Origin of the sequence: Pseudomonas sp. RW409 (assembly GCF_003184125.1) — a bacterium.
Classification (GTDB): Bacteria; Pseudomonadota; Gammaproteobacteria; order Pseudomonadales; family Pseudomonadaceae; genus Aquipseudomonas; species Aquipseudomonas chlororaphis_I.
In genome coordinates, this window is sequence record NZ_QHHP01000033.1 from 403,380 (window position 1) to 423,577 (window position 20,198).

A 20,198-nucleotide genomic window follows, 5' to 3' on the forward strand; every position below is an offset into this window, starting at 1 on the left:
CGGGCGCTCAAACCTCCAGCAGCGCCCCCAGTTCACGCTCCAGCTCCTGCGGATCGGCGAGGTTCAGTTCGATCAGCCGGCGCAGGTGCTCGATCGATTCCAGGTCTATATGCAGGCAAACAAAGCCCAGCTGGCCGTGATCGTCGTGCGCCAGTTGCACGTCCATGCGCACTTCGGCGTCATCGCTCAAATGGATATCGGCTTCGAACGGCTGGCTTTCGTCCCCCAGCCAGGGATCGGGACGCTGGATCAGCATGCCCCTGAGCGAGAGATCGACCAACTGCACGGACCAGCGATAAGGGCCCTGGCTCAGTTCGGTGCGGGCATCGAAGGCGATGCGTTTGAAACGGCGACGATCGGCATGGTGTTCGCTCATGAGCAGCCCCTCTGCGTGGTGAAATGACTATAGACCAGACCCGGGGGCGCTCCCACCGCTACAGCCAGCGGCGCACCTTGCGGCAATAGTCACGGTAGCGGTCGCCGAACAACTCCAGCAGATGGTTCTCGTCCGGCCGGATCACCGTCAGGTTCATCAGGTAAATCAGCAGCGGCAACAGCAGCCACGGCCACAGGCTGCCGAGCAGCAGGGCAATGGCGCAGTAACCCAGGGTGTCGCCGAGATTGATGGGGTTGCGCGAGATCGCGAACGGGCCGTCGCACAGCAGGCGCCGGGGTTCGCCGCGATTGCTGGTGGTGGTGTGCCGTTGCCTGAGACGCCACATCGCCCAGAACGACAGGCCCTGGCCGCCGATGATCAGCAGCAGGGCCAGGGTGCGCAGCCAGCCGTTGACCGGGACCGGCAAGGGCACAGCGTCGGCAAGCAACAGCGCTGCTATCAGGAACAGCAGATACAGCAGCGGCGGTGACAGCGGCGGTCCATCGGGCGGAGCGGGCATGGGCACTCCAGACAGCGAGTCGTTAAAGGTGCGACCGCTTTTTCGCCCGGGTGGTTCAGTGCTTCCAGAAGCGGTTGCACCGAGGCGGTGCAAAACCTAAGAAAAAACTCAAAAGGGCGCTCTAGACCAACGTGGGGGGTGGCCTTTGGGGCCAGTAGCGCTAAACTCCGGATGGCTGTCTTTCTTGTCCACCCTGGCTGGAATAATAAAATGAAAAATAATAATAGCCCGCTACGCCACTTACCCTGGCTGGTGCTGGCAATCGTAGGAGCGTGCGCCCTCGGCGTAGTGGCATTGCGCCGCGGCGAGGCGATCAACGCCTTGTGGATCGTGGTCGCTGCCGTGGCCATCTATCTGGTCGCATACCGTTACTACAGCCTGTTCATCGCTAACAACGTGATGCAGCTCGATGCGCGCCGGGCCACCCCCGCCGTGCTCAACAACGACGGTCTGGACTATGTTCCGACCAACAAGCACATTCTCTTCGGTCACCACTTCGCGGCCATCGCCGGCGCGGGCCCGCTGGTGGGGCCGGTACTGGCGGCGCAGATGGGCTATCTGCCCGGCACGCTCTGGCTGATTGCCGGGGTGGTGCTGGCGGGGGCGGTACAGGACTTCATGGTCCTGTTCATGTCCACCCGGCGCAACGGCCGTTCCCTGGGCGACATGGTCCGTGAGGAAATGGGCCGGATCCCGGGAACCATCGCGCTGTTCGGCTGCTTCCTGATCATGATCATCATCCTCGCGGTGCTGGCGCTGATCGTGGTCAAGGCCCTGGCCGAAAGCCCGTGGGGCATCTTCACGGTGATGGCGACCATCCCGATCGCGATGTTCATGGGCGTCTACATGCGCTACATCCGCCCGGGCCGCATCGGTGAAATCTCCGTCATCGGCGTGCTCCTGCTGCTGGGCTCGATCTGGCTGGGGGGCCAGATCGCCGCGGATCCTGTGTGGTCCAAGGCCTTCACCTTCACCGGCGTACAGATCACCTGGATGCTCATCGGCTACGGTTTCGTCGCCGCGGTGCTGCCGGTATGGCTGATCCTGGCGCCGCGCGACTACCTGTCGACCTTCCTCAAGATCGGTACCATCATCGCCCTGGCGATCGGCATCCTGATCACCATGCCCGAGCTGAAAATGCCGGCGCTGACCCAGTTCACCGACGGCACCGGCCCGGTCTGGAAAGGCGGCCTGTTCCCGTTCCTGTTCATCACCATCGCCTGTGGCGCGGTGTCCGGCTTCCACGCGCTGATCTCTTCCGGGACCACGCCGAAGCTGCTGGATAACGAAACCAACGCCCGTTACATCGGTTACGGCGGCATGCTGATGGAGTCCTTCGTGGCCATCATGGCGATGGTCGCCGCTTCGGTGATCGAGCCAGGCGTGTACTTCGCCATGAACAGCCCGGCGGCCATCGTCGGCGGTGACGTGGTAACCGTGGCGCAGACGGTCAGCAGCTGGGGCTTCGCCATTACTCCGGACGCCCTGCAAGCAGTGGCCAAGGACATCGGTGAAACCACCATCCTGGCCCGTGCCGGTGGTGCGCCGACCCTGGCGGTCGGTATCGCGCAGATCCTGCACACGGTGCTGCCGGGCGAGAACACCATGGCGTTCTGGTACCACTTCGCGATCTTGTTCGAAGCGCTGTTCATCCTGACCGCGGTGGACGCCGGTACCCGTGCCGGGCGTTTCATGCTGCAGGACCTGCTGGGTTCCTTCGTGCCAGCCCTGAAACGCACCGAGTCCTGGACCGCCAACCTGATCGCCACCGCCGGCTGCGTGGCCCTTTGGGGTTACTTGCTGTACCAGGGTGTGATCGATCCGCTGGGTGGCATCAACACCCTGTGGCCGCTGTTCGGCATCTCCAACCAGATGCTGGCGGGTATCGCGCTGATGCTCGGCACCGTGGTGCTGATCAAGATGAAGCGTCAACGCTACATCTGGGTGACCTTGCTGCCAGCTGCCTGGCTGCTGATCTGCACCACCACCGCGGGCCTCATCAAGCTGTTCGACGCCAACCCGGCAGTCGGTTTCCTGGCCCTGGCCAAGAAGTACAGCGATGCCCTGGCCAATGGTCAGATCCTCGCTCCGGCCAAGGACATCACGCAGATGCAGCACGTGATCTTCAACGCCTACACCAACGCCACGCTGACGGTGCTGTTCCTGCTGGTGGTATTCAGCATCCTGTTCTACGCCCTCAAGGTGGGTATCTCCGCCTGGGGTAAAAAAGAACGCACGGATAAAGAATCGCCATTCCATGCACTGCCGGATGCGTAATCGAGGATTGCAATCGTGTTCAATGACCTGAGTCGCCTCGGTAAATACCTCGGTCAGGCCGCGCGCCTGATGGTCGGCATGCCCGACTACGACAACTACGTCGAGCATATGCAGACCAAGCACCCGGACAAACCGGTGATGTCGTACGAGGCGTTCTTCCGGGAACGCCAGGAAGCGCGGTACGGCGGCAAAGCCGGGCCGAAATGCTGTTGATTCGTTAGTGTCTCTGTAGGAGCGAGCTTGCTCGCGAAAAACCTAAAGACGCCGAGTTCATTCTGAACGCATGTGGTGTCCTTGAGTTCTTCGCGAGCAAGCTCGCTCCTACAGTTGTTTTTGCGTTCCCATTTTTTTCAGGAGAACCGCTTTTGTCCTCTCCAATCCCCGTCACCGTTCTCAGCGGTTTCCTCGGCGCCGGCAAGACCACCTTGCTGCGCCATCTGCTCAAGGCCGAGCACGGCCTGAAAATCGCCGTGATCGAAAACGAATTCAGCGATGCCGGCATCGACACCCAGTTGCTGGGCGACGAGCCGGTGCAAGTGATGACGCTGTCCAACGGCTGCGTCTGCTGCACCATCCATACCGACCTGACCAAGGCGCTGTTCTTGCTGCTCGAGCGGGTGGACAGCGGCGAGATCGCCTTCGACCGGCTGGTGATCGAATGCACCGGGCTGGCTGACCCGGCGCCCGTGGCCCAGACCTTCTTCATCGACGAAGAACTGCGCGAGCGTTACATCCTCGACGGCATCATCACCCTGGTGGACGCCAAGCACGCCGAGCACCACCTGACCCAGACCATCGCCCAGGCCCAGATCGGCTTCGCCGACCGCCTGCTGGTGAGCAAGCGCGACCTGGTAGACGAGCAGACCTTCAATGCGCTGAGCGAGCGCCTGACCCGGATCAACCGTCGTGCGCCGATCCGTGTGGTCGAGCATGGCCGCATCGACCTGGCCGAGCTGTTGGATGTGCGTGGCTTCAACCTGAATGCCGACCTGGGTGGCGGTGTCAGCTTGCGTCCGGTGAGCAAGGCGCCCTCCATCGACCGTATTTCCAGCCTGGTGCTGCGCACCGATGCGCCGCTGGATATCGACCGGCTCAGCGAGTTCATGAACGAGCTGCTGGAAGAACACGGCAAGCAACTGCTGCGCTACAAGGGCGTGCTGAACATTGCCGGTGAGCCACGGCGCCTGGTGTTCCAGGGCGTGCTCAAGCTGTACGGTTTCGACTGGGATACCGAATGGGCCGAAGGCGAGACGCGGGAGAGCGTGATTGTGTTCATTGCCGACGATCTGCCGGAAGAGAAGATCCGTGCCGGGTTCGCCCGGATGGCGGCGCAATAGTTACAGATTTCAACGACATCATCGCGAGCAAGCTCGCTCCTACCTGTAGGAGCGAGCTTGCTCGCGAAACGATCTCAGACTCAGCGTGTTATTTCGAACCCGCGCTGGCCTTGAGCAACCTGTCCTCCAGGTGATCCAGGTGCCCGGTCATCAAGGCGACTGCGGCCTTGACGTCACCGTCTTCGATGGCGTCGACAATCGCCGCATGTTCCTGCCAGGCGCAATGGCTGCAGGCGCGGGTTTCATGGTGGGCAATCGCCAGTGACGTCAGCGGCACCAGGCTGCCGAGGAAATGCGCCAGCGGCGCGTTGCCGGCCACCTCGGCCAATTGCAGGTGGAACTCGCCGGACAGGCGGATCGCCGGGCCACGCAAGCCGCGGTCGATGCAGTCGCGCTCAGCGGCGATCAATTCCCGCAGGCGTTTGAGGTTGCGCGGCGCCGGTTGCTGGCAGGTGAGCCTGACCAGGGTGATTTCCGTCAGGCGGCGGGCGTGCAGGATCTGCCGCGTCTGTTCATGGTCCGGTGCCGCCACCTGGGGACGGTGGTTGGGCCGCAGGATAATCACCTGCTGGTGGGACAAACGCGCCAGGACCTGGCGAATGATGCTGCGACTGACCCCGAACACTTCGCCGAGGCTGTCCTCGGTGAAACGGCTGGCGGGGGCGATGCGTTGTTCGAGAATGGCATCGAAAATCTGCGGATAGACATCGTCGACCAGCAGTTTTTTCTCGCCGGTGCGGCGCCGTGGCAGGGCACCGGGGAGGGGGAATGCAAGTTTGTTCAAGGCGTAGCTGGCCATGGCCTGTCTCCAGTCCGGTTACCGATACGAAAGTGTGAGTGCGGCTTAGTTGCCCAGATGGTCGTCCGGGATGTTCAGCTCGATGCCCATGCGCTGGCCTTCCCTGAGGATGTGCCGGCGCATTTCGGCACTGGCCAATGCGCTGTTCTTGTTGCGGATCGCCCGGACCACCGCTTCGTTTTCTTCCAGGCGTTCGGCCAGGTGCTCCGGCGAGTTGCGCAGGATTTCCGCGCTCTGCTTCAGGGCATTGCTGGTTTGCTGCACCACGTTCTGGAAGATCGGGTTGGAGGTCAGGGTGAACAGTTCTTCATGGAAGGCGATGTAGGCGTTCATCCCGGCTTCGCTGTCGTTGGCCTCCAGGGCTTCGCGCATGTCCATCAGGGTCAGGCGCAGCTGGCCCACTTCCTTGCTGCTGATGGATTGCGCCACCAGGCCGACGATGAAGGGTTCGAGGGTGTAGCGCAGTTGCAGCACGTCCTCGAGGCTGGCACCCGCCACGCCGCTGTCGCTGGCCGGTTGTTCGTTGAGGCTGGCCTCCAGGACCACCACGCCTTTGCCGGGCATGGAACGCACCAGGCCCAGGGTTTCCAGAACAGTCACCGCCTCGCGCAGGCTCGGGCGGCTGATGCCCAGCTGCTCGGCCAATTCACGTTGCCCCGGCAGCATGTCGCCGGAGCGCCATTGGCCACGGGCCAAGGCCGCGCGCAGCTTTTCTACCACTGAATTTACAACCGTTGACGAGGTGATCACTGTTCACTCCCTGGTATATGGCGGATGAGGCCCATGGCAGGCGCTGATTGTTGTGCCTGCCGGCGACAGGCACAAGGCATGCCTCAGAACTCCTGCTGCTGCGCGCCGGGCAGCGGTTTTCGCGGTTGGAAACCATAGCCCTGCTGGCCGCTCAGGACTTTGTTGGCGCGTTGGATATCGATGTCTCTTTCCCAGCGGGCAATGGCCACGGTGGCGACGCAGTTGCCGATCAGGTTGGTCAGCGCCCGGCCGATGCCCATGAACCAGTCCACTGCCAGCACCAGCACCAGGCCCACCACTGGGATGGCCGGAATCGCCGTCAGGGTGGCGGCCAGGATCACCAGCGCCGAACCGGGAATCCCGTGGGCGCCTTTGGAGGTGATCAGCGACACCAGCAGGATGGTCAGCAAATCGGACATCGACAACGGCGTGCCGGTGGCATTGGCGATGAAGACGATGGCCAGGGTCAGGTAGATCGAGAAACCGTCGAGGTTGAACGAATAACCCGTCGGGATGACCAGGCCGACCGTGGAGCTGCCGATGCCCAGGTGCTCCAGTTTGCGCATGATCTGTGGCAGTACGGCGTCGGAGGAGGCGGTGCCGAGGACAATCAGCAGCTCTTCGCGCAGGTATTTGAGGAAGGGCAGCATGCGCAGGCCGGAACAGCGCATGACCACGCCTAGAATGACGGCCACGAACGCGAAGCAGGTCAGGTAGAACAGGCCCACCAGGCTGCCCAGGTGCTGTAGCGAGTCCAGGCCGTACTTGCTGGTGGTGAAGGCGATGGCGCCGAACACGCCGATCGGCGCCAGGCGCACGATCATGCCCATGATGCGGAAGATGATGTGGCTGAGTTCGTTGATCAGCCGCGAGATGCCGGAAGCGGCTTCGCCCACCAGGTTCAGCGCGCTGCCGAACAGCACCGAGAACAGCAGCACTTGCAGGATATTGTTTTCGGCGAAGGCGCCCAGCACCGAGTTGGGGATCAGGCCCATCAGGAACTCAGAGGTGCCGTGCATGTGCTGGCTGCGTTGGGCGATGTCGCCCATGTCGGCGGCGGACAGCTGCTCCAGGTGGATATTGGCGCCGCTGCCGATGCCGGTGGTGAAGGCGAAGACCAGACCGATCACCAGGGCGATGGTGGTCAGGACTTCGAAGTAGATGACGGATTTGAGCCCGATGCGTCCGACCTTTTTCAGGTCGCCGGCGCCGGAGATGCCGCTGACCACCACACAGAAGACGATCAGGCCGATCAGCATCTTGATCAGCTTGATAAAGGCATCGCCCAGTGGCTTGAGTTGCGAGGAGTATTCGGGAAGTGTCAGTCCGCACACGATGCCGAGCATCAGTCCGAGGACTACCTGGAGGAAAATCGAACGCGAGCACCATCTGAGCATGAGGGGAATCCTGGTCGGTGTCCCGGCTGCCGTGCGCGGAGCGCATCAGATTCGGGACTTAATTATTGTGGTCTTACCGGTATGTCCAGTGCAGGCGCAGTCTATGCCCGATTTTCCCGCGAATACAAGGGCAGATCCGAAAATTGGCATGACCGGTCTGACCAGTGGTGCTGGTCCTGTAGCCGCTGCCGCAGGCTGCGATCTGCCGGTACGGCCGCGACACTCTGAAGATCGCAGGAAGGCCTTCGGCCTTATCGCAGCCTGCGGCAGCGGCTACAGGTCCCGGGCCAGACAAATCGCGGACGAAAAAAAGCCCGGCGCGAAGGCCGGGCTTTTCATGCAACGCTCTGCGAATCAGGCGCCGTATACCGGCAGCTTCTTGCAGATGGCTTTGACTTTCTCACGAACGGCGTCGATCACCGCTTCGTTGTTCAGGTCGGCCAGGATGTCGCAGATCCAGCCAGCCAGTTCCTTGCACTCGGCTTCCTTGAAGCCGCGAGTGGTCACGGCCGGAGTACCGAAGCGCAGGCCGGAGGTGACGAACGGGGAGCGTGGGTCGTTTGGTACGGAGTTCTTGTTCACGGTGATGAAGGCCTTGCCCAGAGCGGCATCGGCGTCTTTACCGGAGATTTCCTGCTTGATCAGCGACAGCAGGAACAGGTGGTTCTGAGTACCGCCGGAAACCACGTCGAAACCGCGCTCGATAAACACGCCGGCCATGGCCTGGGCGTTCTTCACCACTTGTTGCTGGTAGGCCTTGAACTCAGGCTGCAGCGCTTCCTTGAAGCAGATCGCCTTGGCCGCGATCACGTGCTCCAGCGGGCCGCCCTGGGCGCCCGGGAATACCGCGGAGTTCAGCTTCTTCTCGATGTCGGCGTTGGCGCGAGCCAGGATCAGGCCGCCACGTGGACCGCGCAGGGTCTTGTGGGTGGTGGTGGTGACCACGTCGGCGAAAGGCACCGGGTTCGGGTAGACGCCAGCGGCGACCAGACCGGCTACGTGAGCCATGTCGACGAACAGGTAAGCACCGACCTTGTCGGCGATTTCGCGGAAGCGTGGGAAGTCCAGGACCTGCGAGTAGGCAGAGAAACCGGCCACGATCATTTTCGGCTTGTGCTCGACCGCCAGGCGCTCGACTTCGTCGTAGTCGATCAGGCCGTTGGCATCGATGCCGTACTGGATGGCGTTGTACAGCTTGCCGGAGGAGGAAACGCTGGCGCCGTGGGTCAGGTGACCGCCGTGGGCCAGGCTCATGCCCAGGATGGTGTCGCCAGCCGACAGCAGCGCCAGGTAAACGGCGGCGTTGGCTTGCGAGCCAGCGTGCGGCTGGACGTTGGCGTAGTCGGCGCCGAACAGTTCCTTGGCGCGGTCGATGGCCAGTTGCTCAACCACGTCGACGTATTCGCAGCCGCCGTAGTAACGCTTGCCTGGGTAACCTTCGGCGTACTTGTTGGTCAGTACCGAGCCTTGAGCTTCCATCACCGCAGGGCTGGTGTAGTTTTCCGAAGCGATCAGCTCAATGTGCTCTTCCTGGCGCTGGGCTTCTTGCTCCATGGCGGCAAAGAGATCGGCGTCGTACTTGGCAATAGTCAAATCACGGCTGAACATGGCGGTCCTCAAGGATCGGGGCAGAAAAGGGGGGCATTCTAACCCAACGGGTTTTAGATGGCATATGAAAGGACATCATGTCGCACGCAAATCAGCTTCAAGTGGAAAGCTGCAAGCCGCAAGCTAGAAGCCTGCAGGCGAACGGCTTCTATCTTGCCGCTCGTCGCTTGAAGCTTGCCGCTGCTTTTTAGTCGAACATGAACAGCGCGTCGTTGCTGAACTGCCCTTCGAAGCTGTTGGCCGGCATCGGCCGGCCGAACAGGTAGCCCTGGACTTCGTCACAGCCGTGCTCACGCAGGAAGTCCAGCTGCTCATGGGTTTCCACGCCCTCGGCGATCACCGCCAGGTTCAGGCTGTGGGCCATGGCGATGATGGCGCGGGCGATCTGCGCATCCTGTTCGCCGGACGGCAGGCCGTCGACGAAGGTGCGGTCGATCTTCAACACGTCGATGGGGAACTGCTTGAGGTAGTTCAGCGATGAATAGCCGGTGCCGAAGTCGTCGACCGCGATGCTCAGGCCAAGGTTTTTCAGGCCGTCGAGGATCTGCATCGCCTCGCTGACTTCGCGCATCAGGATACTTTCGGTCAGTTCCAGCTCCAGGCAGGCCGGCGGCAGACCGGTGTCCTTGAGGATGGTGGCGATCCGCATGCCCAGCTGGCCGTCGGAGAACTGGCGGGCCGAGATGTTCACCGAGACCTTCGGCACCCGGACCTTGGCCTGGTGCCAGGCCTTGAGCTGGCGACAGGCTTCGCTGATCACCCAGTCGCCGACATCCACCACCAGCCCCAGTTCTTCGAGCACCGGAATGAAGTCCCCCGGCGGTACCAGCCCGCGCCGCGGATGGCGCCAGCGCAGCAGGGCCTCGGCACCGGTCAGGCGCTTGCCGTCGCCGCTGAACTGCGGCTGGTAGTACAGGATGAATTCCTGCTGTTCCAGGGCGTGGCGCAGGTCGCTTTCCAGCTCCAGGCGCTCCAGGGCGCTGGCGTTCATGTCGGCCTGGTAGAACTGGAAGTTGTTCTTGCCGCGTTCCTTGGCGTGGTACATCGCGGTGTCGGCGTTTTTCATCAGCTGGCTCAGCTCGTTGCCGTCCTGCGGGCTGAGGGCGATGCCGATACTGGCGGTGACGAAGAACTCACGGCCTTCGAGCACGAACGGCTTCACCAGGCTGGCGAGAATCTGTTCGGCGACGTGGATCGCCCGGTTCAGGGCGATCTCGCGGCTGGTCCGCGGTTGCAGGAGCAAGGTGAACTCATCGCCGCCCATGCGCGCCACGGTGTCGTCATCGTCGACGCAATCGAGCAGGCGGGTGGCCATTTCCTTGAGCATGCGGTCGCCCGCGGCGTGGCCCAGGGAGTCGTTGATCGGCTTGAAGCGGTCCAGGTCGAGGAACATCAGCACCACCCAGGACTTTTGCCGCTCCGCCGACTGCAGGGCGGTGTGCAGGCGGTCCTGGAACAGCGTGCGGTTGGGCAGGTGGGTCAGGGCGTCGTAGTAGGCCAGGCGGTGAATGCGCTGCTCGCTGGCCTTGCGTTCGCTGATGTCGGTGAAGAAGCACACATAGCTGGCCAGATCGCCTTCGTCATCGAGCACCGCGGTGATGCCGACCCAGGCCGGATAGTGCTCACCGTTGCGGCGCTTGAGCCAGACCTCGCCTTCCCAGGTGCTGTGCTGGTGCAGCTGCTTGAGCACATAGCGCAGGTGGGCTTCCTGCTGTTCGTCGACGGTGAGCATGTTCGGCAACTGGTCGAGCACCTGGGACACCGCGTAGCCGCTGACCCGGCTGAACGCCTCGTTGGCCTGGACGATGTAGCCCGCCGGATCGGTGATCAGGATCGCCGAGGTCGAGTGCTCGAATACCGTGGCTGCCATGCGCAGGTCTTTTTCCGCGCGGCGCTGCTGGCTGATATCGCGGCCGACCCCGAGCACGCCTTCGAAGGCACCGTGTTCGTCCCACACCAGCACCAGGCGCAGCTCGATCGGAATCTTGCGCCCGTCGGCCCGCAGGCAGTCGAACAGGAACAACTGGGTCTGCACCTGGTTGCGCAATCGCGCCAGTTGCTCGGGTTTGTCCAGGGCCTTGCTGACCCGCTCCATCAGGGCATAGATGCCGGTCAGCTGTTGCGGGTTGGCGATGGTCGATTGCCAGCCGTTCTGGAAGATCCACTCGGCGTCATAGCCCAGTACCGACTGCACCGAGGGGCTGACATAGTTGAGGGCCATCTGGCTGTCGGTGGAGAAAATCACGTCGCTGATGCTTTCGGCGAGCATGCGATAGCGCCGTTCGCTGTCGCGCAGGGATTCGCTGGCCTCGATCTGGTCGGTGATGTCCTTGGCCACGCCGATGATGCGCGTGACCTGGTCGTACTTGTCCCGCGCCAGGGCCTGTTCGCGGATGTCGAAACAGCGCCATTGGCCGCTGCGGTGGCGAAAGCGCAAATGGCACTGCAGCAATTGCAGGTAGCCGGCATGCCGCTGTTCCTGGCGCAGGCGGTGATAGAGGTCGGCGTCTTCCGGGTGCAGGAGGATTTCCCAGAAGTACTCACCCATCTGGTGCAGTTCGGTCTTGTTGTAGCCGAGGGTCTGGCCCAGGTGGTGGTTGCTGAAGATCATCCGCTGGCTGATGACGTCCTGCACATAAAGATGGTCCGGCACGGTGCGCACCACGTCCGACCAGAAGCCCTCGCGCTCCAGCAGCGACAGCTCGATGAGCTTGCGGCTGGTGATGTCGCTGATGCTGAGGATCACCGCCCGGTAGTCGGCCGGGTCTTCCGGCAGGCGCAGCACCAGCCACAAGTGCTGGTCATGGCCCTGGGCGTCGCTGAGGCGGATTTCCAGCTCCAGCTGTTTGTGCTGGTTGATCACGGTTTCCAGCAGCTGGTTGCCGATGGCGCTGCTGTGGAGCGGGCTGCCTTCGATCAGCAGTTTCCAGGCCTGCTCGCAGGAGTCGACGTTGAGCAGCCGCAAGGCCACCTGATTGACCTCGGTGACGCGCAGTTCTTCCAGCAGCAGCTGGCGCTGCTGTGGGTTGTGCTCCAGCCAGGCCTTGAGTTGTTCGCTGTCGTGCAGTTGCGCCTTGTCGAGAAATGCCGGCAGCTCGGAGATATCCAGGACGCAGAGGGCGACCCCGGTGCCTTCGAAAATGTCCTGGTAGCGCCGGCGCCCTTCGTGCAGCTGACGCTGGCGGCGGCGCATGTTCAGCAGCGCAATCACCGGCAGCAGGGAGAACGCCAGCCCCAGCAGGCACTTGGCGATAAACGCCGGCAACAGTTGCTCGATCACCGCGCGATCGTCGAACAGGCCGCGCAATTGCCAGTCGCTGTTGCCCAGCGGCGCGACCAGCACGCTGTTGGCTATGTCGTCGGTGGTCACCGGGGTGCTGCTGCCGTCGTCGCGACTGAGGGCTTTCTGGTTCAGGCGGTTTTCAATGACCCAGGTCGGTTGGAAACCCTGGTCGGGGCTGGGGCTCAGGGACTGGGCGAAGGAGGGAGCCAGGCGCAGCACCCAGTAACTCTTGAGTGCACCGCTGGGCTGGTGCAGCAGCAGTTGGACCAGCGCGCCGTGGCTGGCATTGCTGTAGTAGTAGCGCTGGCCCCGGCTGCGGCTGGTCAGCTCGGCGAGCCAGGCGGCGTCCTGGCCGTCGGCGTCGCTGTCACTGATGAGCTGGCCCTTGGCATCCAGCAGCGCGATGCTTTGCAGGTCGGGCAGGGACAGTTGCAGCTTCTTCAGCAGCAGTTGCTGCTGTTCGGCATTCTGGGGTGGCTCGACGATCGGCAGCAGGTTAAGGGCGATCTGCGCATTGAGCGCCAGGTTGAGGCTGATGTGTTCGGCCAGGTCGGCGTTGTAGTCGATTGCGTGTTGACGCTGGTCTTTGCGGGTCTGTTGCAGTTGGTCGAGCAGTTGCCAGAACAGCAGGGCGAGCAGCAACAGGACCAGGGTCGCCAGCACGCCTTTCAGGGTACCGCGCAGGGGCGAGCCGGACGCAGGCGCAGTTGCGCGCAGGGAAGAGGGCGGAGTGGCATTGGACAAACTGTGATCCTGCGGTTTGGCTGGACTGGCGCGACGTGCACTATAAGCCGGACGCCCGAAGGGCGGCTAGCATGCCTTGAGTTGTGGCAAAGTGCCAGCCCTGGCTGGCTGGACCTTGCCCGGCCATTGAGGTAGCTTTGCCGGTTACGCGGGAGCGCTCCAGCTCCAGACAATCAGGCTTTTTCCGTACGCAGGCATTGATCGCGATCAAATGCCGGCGCCGCGCATGGCCTGGCCCGGGCTTCGCCCGCTCTTCATTCATCAGTCACTGACGCTAGGTTCATCATGGCTCAATACGTCTTCACCATGCATCGGCTGGGAAAAGTTGTTCCGCCGAAGCGGGAAATCCTGAAAAACATTTCTCTGTCGTTCTTCCCGGGCGCCAAGATCGGCGTGCTGGGCCTCAACGGTTCGGGTAAGTCCACCCTGCTGAAAATCATGGCGGGCGTCGACACCGAGTTCGAGGGCGAAGCCCGTCCAATGCCCGAGCTGAACATCGGCTACCTGCCCCAGGAGCCTCAGCTGGACCCGGCCAAGACCGTGCGTGAAGTGGTCGAGGAAGCGGTCAGCGTGATCAAGGACGCCCAGGCACGCCTGGACGAGGTCTACGCGGCCTACGCCGATCCGGATGCCGACTTCGACAAGCTGGCCGCCGAGCAGGCCAAGCTCGAAGCGATCCTGCAGGCCAGTGATGGCCACAACCTGGAGCGCCAGCTGGAAGTCGCCGCCGATGCGCTGCGCCTGCCGGCCTGGGACGCCAAGGTCGAACACCTGTCCGGTGGTGAAAAACGTCGCGTGGCCCTGTGCCGCCTGCTGCTGTCCGCCCCGGACATGCTGCTGCTCGACGAACCGACCAACCACCTGGACGCCGATTCCGTGGCCTGGCTGGAGCACTTCCTCCACGACTTCCCGGGCACCGTGGTTGCGATCACGCACGACCGTTACTTCCTGGACAACGTCGCCGGCTGGATCCTCGAGCTCGACCGCGGCGCCGGCATTCCTTACGAGGGCAACTATTCGGGCTGGCTGGAAGCCAAGTCCGATCGTCTGGCCCAGGAGTCCAAGCAGCAGTCGGCCCATGAAAAGGCTATGAAGGAAGAACTGGAGTGGGTGCGCAAAGGCGCCAAGGCTCGCCAGTCGAAATCCAAGGCCCGTCTGGCCCGCTTCGAAGAAATGCAATCGCAGGAATTCCAGAAGCGCAGCGAAACCAACGAGATCTACATCCCGGCCGGTCCGCGCCTGGGCGACAAGGTCATTGAGTTCAAGAACGTCACCAAGGGCTACGGCGATCGCGTGCTGATCGACAACCTGTCGTTCTCCATGCCCAAAGGCGCCATCGTCGGCGTGATCGGCGGTAACGGTGCGGGTAAATCCACCCTGTTCCGCATGCTGATGGGCAAGGAAACGCCGGACTCGGGCAGCATCGAAGTCGGCGAAACCGTGCAACTGGCTTGCGTCGACCAGAGCCGCGAGGACCTGGACGGCAGCAAGACCGTGTTCCAGCAGATCTCCGACGGCTCCGACCAGATCCGCATCGGCAGCTACGAGATCCCGTCGCGTACCTACGTCGGTCGTTTCAACTTCAAGGGCGGCGACCAGCAGAAGTTCGTCAAGGACCTGTCCGGTGGTGAGCGTGGTCGTCTGCACCTGGCCCTGACCCTGAAGGAGGGCGGCAACGTCCTGCTGCTCGACGAACCGTCCAACGACCTCGACGTCGAAACCCTGCGTTCCCTGGAAGAAGCCCTGCTGGACTTCCCGGGCGCCGCCATTGTGATCTCCCACGACCGGTGGTTCCTTGACCGTGTCGCGACCCACATCCTGGCGTACGAAGACGACTCGCAAGCGGTGTTCTTCGAAGGTAACTACACCGAGTACGAAGCCGATCGCAAGAAGCGCCTCGGCGACGCTGCAGCCCAACCGCACCGCGTGCGTTACAAGAAACTGGCCTGACCCGGGTCGGTTGCTTGAAAGAAACGGAGCCTTCGGGCTCCGTTTTTTTTGCGCGTGTTTCCAGGTGGAGCCTGCGGCTCTTATCGCGAGCAAGCTCGCTCCTACAGGGGCTGTGTCGTTCTTGTAGGAGCGAGCTTGCTCGCGATGCGCCCTGACTGGCACCGCCAATTTTCGAGCTGCCCATCGTGGGGCGAGGCCTGTGGTTTCGATCCCTTGAATGGTGCGTAAAAGGCCGAAAACAGCCAAATATTTATATCTATTGCACCATTTAAATTCATAACTGCGACATTTTGCTCTGTCATGGTGCTGTTCGAGTTGCTAAAGTCCCGGGCAAATCTCCGTTAACGACAATAAATTTGCCGAGACTTTCCCATGATCGAATCCGTCGAAGACTTCCTCGCCCGCCTGAAAAAGCGCGACCCGGACCAGCCTGAATTCCACCAGGCGGTGGAAGAGGTGCTGCGCAGCCTGTGGCCATTCCTGGAGGCCAATCCGCATTACCTGACCTCGGGCATTCTCGAGCGTATCTGCGAGCCGGAGCGGGCGGTGGTGTTCCGTGTGTCGTGGGTCGACGATCAGGGCAAGGTCCAGGTCAATCGCGGGTTCCGCATCCAGATGAACAGCGCCATCGGCCCGTACAAGGGCGGTTTGCGTTTCCACCCTTCGGTCAATCTGGGGGTGCTGAAATTCCTCGCCTTCGAGCAGACCTTCAAGAACTCCCTGACCTCGCTGCCCATGGGCGGCGGCAAGGGTGGCTCGGACTTCGATCCGAAGGGCAAGAGCGACGCCGAGGTGATGCGCTTCTGCCAGGCCTTCATGAGCGAGCTGTATCGCCATATCGGTTCGGATGTGGACGTACCGGCGGGGGATATTGGCGTGGGCGCCCGGGAAATCGGCTTCCTGTTTGGCCAGTACAAGCGCCTGAGCAACCAGTTCACCTCGGTGCTGACCGGCAAGGGCATGAGTTACGGCGGCAGCCTGATCCGCCCGGAGGCTACCGGCTTCGGTTGCGTGTACTTCGCCGAAGAAATGCTCAAGCGCCGTGACGATCGGGTGGAAGGCAAGCGCGTAGCGATTTCCGGTTCCGGTAACGTGGCGCAATACGCGGCGCGCAAGGTCATGGACCTGGGCGGCAAGGTGATCTCCCTGTCGGACTCCGAAGGCACGCTGTACTGCGAGGCCGGGCTGACCGAGGAGCAATGGCAGGCTGTGCTGGAGCTGAAGAACGTCAAGCGCGGGCGCATCAGCGAGCTGGCGACGCAGTTCAATCTCGAATTCCTCGTCGGCCAGCACCCTTGGGCGCTGCCTTGCGATATCGCGCTGCCGTGCGCCACCCAGAACGAACTGGACGCCGAGTCGGCGCGCGCGCTGCTGCGCAATGGCTGCATGTGCGTGGCTGAAGGGGCGAACATGCCGACCACCCTGGAGGCTGTGGATATCTTTATCGAGGCCGGCATTCTGTTCGCTCCGGGCAAGGCCTCGAACGCCGGGGGCGTGGCGGTCAGCGGGCTGGAGATGTCGCAGAACGCTATGCGCCTGCTGTGGAGCGCCGGCGAGGTGGACAGCAAGCTGCACGGCATCATGCAGTCGATCCACCACGCCTGCGTGCATTACGGAGAAGAAAACGGCCGGATCAACTACGTCAAGGGGGCGAACATCGCCGGCTTCGTCAAGGTCGCCGATGCCATGCTGGCCCAAGGCGTGGTTTAAGCCGGGTCGATGCGGATCACCTCGATCAACTGATCGCCCGCCGGGCGCTGCCACAGTACTTCATCGCCAAGCTGGGTGCCCAGCAGCGCGCGGCCCAGCGGCGAGCCCCAATTGATCAGGCCCTTGGCGACATCGGCCTGATCCTCTCCCACCAGTTGCACACACTGCTCGGTACCGTGCTCGTCGGCGAAGATGACCCGGCTGCCGATCTGCACTTTCGACCGCGATGTCGCCTGGGGAACCACCTGGGCGCTTTGCAGGCGCTGGTTGAAGTAGCGCAGGTCGCGTTCGATATCGGCCAGTTGCTGTGGGTCCGCCTGGTCGCCCAGTGCCGACTGTTGGTTGTGCCGGGTTTGCAGGAACGCGACCTTGGCTTGCAGTTCGCTCAGGCCCTGTGGGGTGACGTAGTTGGGCTGCGCGCTGATCTGCCGCTCCACGGGCTGGTCGGCCTGGGCGGCAGTCAGTTCCTCATTGACGAAGGCTCGGCTCATGGGAGTTTTCCCGTAATGAAGGTTTGGGCCATGGTCGCAGCCTTTTGGTTTCGGGCCATGTCTGAAAGCGACTTACTGCGAGCGATAGGCTCGCGCGGCGTCGCGGTCTTTTTCCTCTCGCCAGGCGCGTTCGCGTTCGTCCCAGTGACGCTGCCGATAGTCATTGCGATCCTGGTTTTCCAGCATGGCCTGGCACTGGCGAAAACCGTCGCTCCAGCCCTCGGCGTATTGCGGGTCCTTGAGGTAGCGCGGCACGTTCTTGCGAAATTCGCCGTTGATCGCCCCGGCGGCCTGGCGACCGCTGGCGCAGCCGTCATCGAAGCCGTCGGCGAAGGCCGGTGGATAACCCTGCTTGAGCAACTGTTCGTGGGTCGTCTCACAACCGCTCAGCAACGCCAGCCATGCCACCACCGCATACCGCCACATCTCTGACTCCCACGCCGCTCAACGGCTCATAGAGAAAGTCTAGAAGGGGATTCGTCAGTGGTTTGTGAAAGCGCGGTGAGAATGCGACCGGGGGTCAGTAGTGGTACCACTTCAGCTCCAGCATCACCTCGTTTTCCGCCGTGGCCAGGTGGCTGAACTCGCGCTGGGCGCTCAGGCGCAGGCCCAGGTTGCGTGATAGCTCCCATTGCTGGTTGAGGCTCAAGCTGCGGCGTACCTCACCGTTGGTGAAGTAGTCGCCCTTGGCTTCGATGCTGAAATTGCCCAGCGGGTTTTTCCACAGCAGGCCGGTGTTGAAGCCGGCCGCCGGAGTGATGAAACCGGCGAAATCGGCGTTGTGCTCGACGCGCACGGTGCCCAGGGCGAAGCCGAGCATGTTCTCGCTGAGCTGCCAGGTGCCGCCACCGCCACCGTTGACATGGCTGACCAGGGTTTCATCGTCGTGTTTGCCCGGCACTCGCTCCAGGCCGCCGGTGACCTGCCAGGACCAGGGTTGCAGCAGTTCGTTGCGCGGCGTCAGTGAGCGAATGGTCGCCAGGTCCAGTTGCTGCAACTGCCAATTGTTGCCTTCGTACTGGCGCAGCTTCATCTGCAGGATTTCGATCTGTGCGCCCAGGGGGAAACCTTCGGCGTTGTCGTTGAGGTCGTGATAGGCCATGCGCAGCCCGTATTCGCCAAAAGCCTGGTCGCCGCGGGTGCCCACGCCGACCTGCCAGGTGCGCGATTCATGGCCGTCTTCCGGCAGGCCTGGGCGTTCGATGGACAGTTCGGGCGGCGGGTTGCGGTTGATCGCCCGCAACAGTTCGAAACTGCGCTGCGCCCGTTGCGGATCGCGCTCCTGACCGTTGGCCCGGTAGCGCTCGAGGCGATAGGCCGCATCGATGATCAGTGCCTGGCGGTCCCGTGGCAGGGCCTTGAAGGCCGGCTCCTGCAGCTGTTGCTGGTCGGCGCTGACCTTCAGCACCCATTGTTGCTCGTCGTTGCTCAGCGGCTTGGCGCGCTCCAGCAGCTCACGTTCGCGGGACGGGCGGTACTCGATTTTCTCCACCAGGCCGGCTTCCTTCACCGCCTTGACGGTGTCGGTGGGAATCGCCGTCAACGGGAATTGTCCGGTCAGGCGCAGGCTGGGGCGCGCCACTTGCAGCAGCTCGAGCAAACGGTAAGAGCAGTTCTCGTCGAAGAAGAAGTAGTCGAACTTGATCTGCTTCAGTTCCCAGACGTGCTCGACCATGCGTTCGGTTTCGGCCTGGGTCAGGTTCAGCCGGTATTCCCACAGGTCGCGGTTTTCCAGGCTGCGGTATTCCGAGAGCTTCTCCTGGTAGGGCACGAGGGCGAACAGCCCGGGGTAGCCGCCCATCAGGCCTTTCCAGGCGTAGAGAATGCTGTTGTCCGAGCCTTCGATATAGGCGCCGAAGTTGATCGCGTAGCTGAGCAGGGCGGTGTGGTTGCTTTGCACATCGGCCTGGTCGATGCGCAGCAGGGTATGGCCGAACATCGACGACGGGCTGTTCAGGTAGGCCGCCGGGAAAATCATCACCGTGCTGTGGGGCGCGACGTCCTTGAACCACTGGTTGAACTCATTGCAGTCCACTGTCGGCAGATCGCTCAGGTTCAGCTGGGCCTTGAGCCAGCGGGTGCGAGCGGGGTACACGCATTGAGCATGCTGGTTGCCGCTGCTGGCGGGGGCGTAGAGCGCGTTCAGCGTGGCCTTGAGTTCGGCGTCGGGGTGTTCGGCGCCGTCGCTGGCGAGGAAAAACTTCGGGTCGCTGACATAACTGCGCCAGCCTCCGAGCTTGGCGGTTTCATAGTGGCCAAGGGAAATCCAGAACGGATCGTTGGCCAGTTGCTGCAAACGTGAGTGGTCGATTTGTGGCGCGGCGGACAGCGGGGCGCAGACACAGAGCGCCAGGGAGGCAAGGCGTTTGAGCATGGTGGGCAACTTGAGTCGGAAAAACAAAGACCCGGGAGGGGTCATGTCCGAAAAACAAAAGCCCGCTCCCCGAAAAGAGCGGGCGGGTCGAGATTAAGCCGGGGTGGCGTATTTGGCCAGGCGTGCATCGCTTTTCAGCACGGCCAGGGTGTTGGTGTGCACATCTTCCGCGGTCACGTCGGCTTTGCTGAAGATCTGCTGGAAGTGCTCGTGGGTGACGGCGGCGAAGTGCGCGCGGTCTTCGGGAGCGACGCCCAGAACCACGGCGTAGGTGGTCAGCGCTTCGCCTTCACCTTTGGCCATGTCTTCGGAGAGCTCATTCATCATGCCATTCATGGCAAACCAGGATTTGCCGCCGTAAGTCAGCGCGCTGTTGGTCGAGCAGCCGTTGGTGCCGGAAGTCATACCGAAGGTCGCGTTACCGGAGGTGCCGTTGGTGGTGGAGGCCAGGAAGTGAGCCGGAGTGCCGCGCTGTCCTTCGAACAGCAGGTTGCCCCACCCACAATCCGGACCGCCTGGCGCTTGGGCCATTGCATTGATGGAAACAGCGGTGAAGAGAGTACCGAGAAGAATCCGTTTCAT

The 20,198-nt window shown here is 62.5% G+C and carries 16 protein-coding genes; 5 read left to right on the plus strand and 11 right to left on the minus strand.

Going from position 1 to position 20,198, the window contains the following annotated elements:
- Positions 1-7: 7 nt before the first annotated feature.
- Entirely contained in the window at positions 8-376 is a 369-nt protein-coding gene (locus DK261_RS15080) for a PilZ domain-containing protein (protein ID WP_028683432.1), read from the minus strand.
- 58 nt (positions 377-434) lie between these two features.
- Positions 435-896 (minus strand): isoprenylcysteine carboxylmethyltransferase family protein, encoded by a 462-nt coding sequence (locus tag DK261_RS15085; RefSeq protein ID WP_009050965.1) that lies wholly within the window; start codon positions 894-896, stop codon positions 435-437.
- A 210-nt stretch (positions 897-1,106) separates the two neighbouring features.
- Between DK261_RS15085 and DK261_RS15090 the strand changes: the two genes are divergently transcribed.
- The 3 genes from DK261_RS15090 (at position 1,107) to yjiA (ending at position 4,510) form a co-directional block, all read left to right on the plus strand.
- The gene (locus tag DK261_RS15090) at positions 1,107-3,173 is read left to right on the plus strand and encodes a carbon starvation CstA family protein (protein ID WP_009045728.1); all 2,067 of its coding nucleotides are present in this window, start codon (positions 1,107-1,109) and stop codon (positions 3,171-3,173) included.
- A gap of 15 nt (positions 3,174-3,188) precedes the next feature.
- On the plus strand, positions 3,189-3,386 hold the full coding sequence (locus tag DK261_RS15095) for a YbdD/YjiX family protein (protein WP_007930039.1): 198 nt from the start codon (positions 3,189-3,191) through the stop codon (positions 3,384-3,386).
- A 152-nt stretch (positions 3,387-3,538) separates the two neighbouring features.
- On the plus strand, positions 3,539-4,510 hold the full coding sequence (gene yjiA / locus DK261_RS15100) for a GTPase (protein WP_009050964.1): 972 nt from the start codon (positions 3,539-3,541) through the stop codon (positions 4,508-4,510).
- Positions 4,511-4,598: 88 nt separating this feature from the next.
- Here the strand turns inward: yjiA and DK261_RS15105 are convergent, their stop codons facing one another.
- The 5 genes from DK261_RS15105 to DK261_RS15130 form a co-directional block, all read right to left on the minus strand.
- Positions 4,599-5,309 (minus strand): GntR family transcriptional regulator, encoded by a 711-nt coding sequence (locus tag DK261_RS15105; protein ID WP_110175908.1) that lies wholly within the window; start codon positions 5,307-5,309, stop codon positions 4,599-4,601.
- Between the two features lie 45 nt (positions 5,310-5,354).
- A complete protein-coding gene (locus tag DK261_RS15110) occupies positions 5,355-6,059 on the minus strand; it encodes a FadR/GntR family transcriptional regulator (RefSeq protein WP_038635250.1) in 705 nt (234 codons plus the stop codon).
- Between the two features lie 83 nt (positions 6,060-6,142).
- On the minus strand, positions 6,143-7,456 hold the full coding sequence (locus DK261_RS15115; protein ID WP_096375509.1) for a C4-dicarboxylate transporter DctA: 1,314 nt from the start codon (positions 7,454-7,456) through the stop codon (positions 6,143-6,145).
- A 354-nt stretch (positions 7,457-7,810) separates the two neighbouring features.
- The gene (glyA, locus tag DK261_RS15125) at positions 7,811-9,064 is read right to left on the minus strand and encodes a serine hydroxymethyltransferase (RefSeq protein ID WP_009050960.1); all 1,254 of its coding nucleotides are present in this window, start codon (positions 9,062-9,064) and stop codon (positions 7,811-7,813) included.
- 187 nt (positions 9,065-9,251) lie between these two features.
- Positions 9,252-13,091, minus strand: coding sequence for a bifunctional diguanylate cyclase/phosphodiesterase (locus DK261_RS15130; protein WP_110175909.1), 3,840 nt, complete (start codon positions 13,089-13,091; stop codon positions 9,252-9,254).
- Between the two features lie 285 nt (positions 13,092-13,376).
- On the opposite strand from DK261_RS15130, the gene ettA reads away from it, so the two are divergent.
- The gene (gene ettA, locus DK261_RS15135) at positions 13,377-15,041 is read left to right on the plus strand and encodes an energy-dependent translational throttle protein EttA (RefSeq protein WP_009050958.1); all 1,665 of its coding nucleotides are present in this window, start codon (positions 13,377-13,379) and stop codon (positions 15,039-15,041) included.
- Between the two features lie 372 nt (positions 15,042-15,413).
- Positions 15,414-16,751 carry an NADP-specific glutamate dehydrogenase gene (gene gdhA / locus DK261_RS15140; RefSeq protein ID WP_053269973.1) on the plus strand — a complete coding sequence of 446 codons (1,338 nt, stop codon included), beginning with the start codon at positions 15,414-15,416 and terminating at the stop codon, positions 16,749-16,751.
- On the opposite strand, the gene DK261_RS15145 is transcribed toward gdhA, so the two are convergent.
- The 4 genes from DK261_RS15145 to DK261_RS15160 all read right to left on the minus strand — a co-directional run bounded on the left by DK261_RS15145 (position 16,748) and on the right by DK261_RS15160 (position 20,198).
- Positions 16,748-17,242, minus strand: coding sequence for a GreA/GreB family elongation factor (locus DK261_RS15145; protein ID WP_009050956.1), 495 nt, complete (start codon positions 17,240-17,242; stop codon positions 16,748-16,750). The two genes, gdhA and DK261_RS15145, sit on opposite strands and share 4 nt — an antisense overlap.
- Positions 17,243-17,314: 72 nt before the next feature.
- On the minus strand, positions 17,315-17,668 hold the full coding sequence (locus DK261_RS15150; protein ID WP_009050955.1) for a hypothetical protein: 354 nt from the start codon (positions 17,666-17,668) through the stop codon (positions 17,315-17,317).
- Positions 17,669-17,762: 94 nt separating this feature from the next.
- Positions 17,763-19,616, minus strand: a complete 1,854-nt coding sequence (locus tag DK261_RS15155; RefSeq protein ID WP_110175910.1) for a DUF4105 domain-containing protein — start codon at positions 19,614-19,616, stop codon at positions 17,763-17,765.
- Positions 19,617-19,709: 93 nt separating this feature from the next.
- A complete protein-coding gene (locus tag DK261_RS15160; protein ID WP_007924760.1) occupies positions 19,710-20,198 on the minus strand; it encodes a DUF3015 domain-containing protein in 489 nt (162 codons plus the stop codon).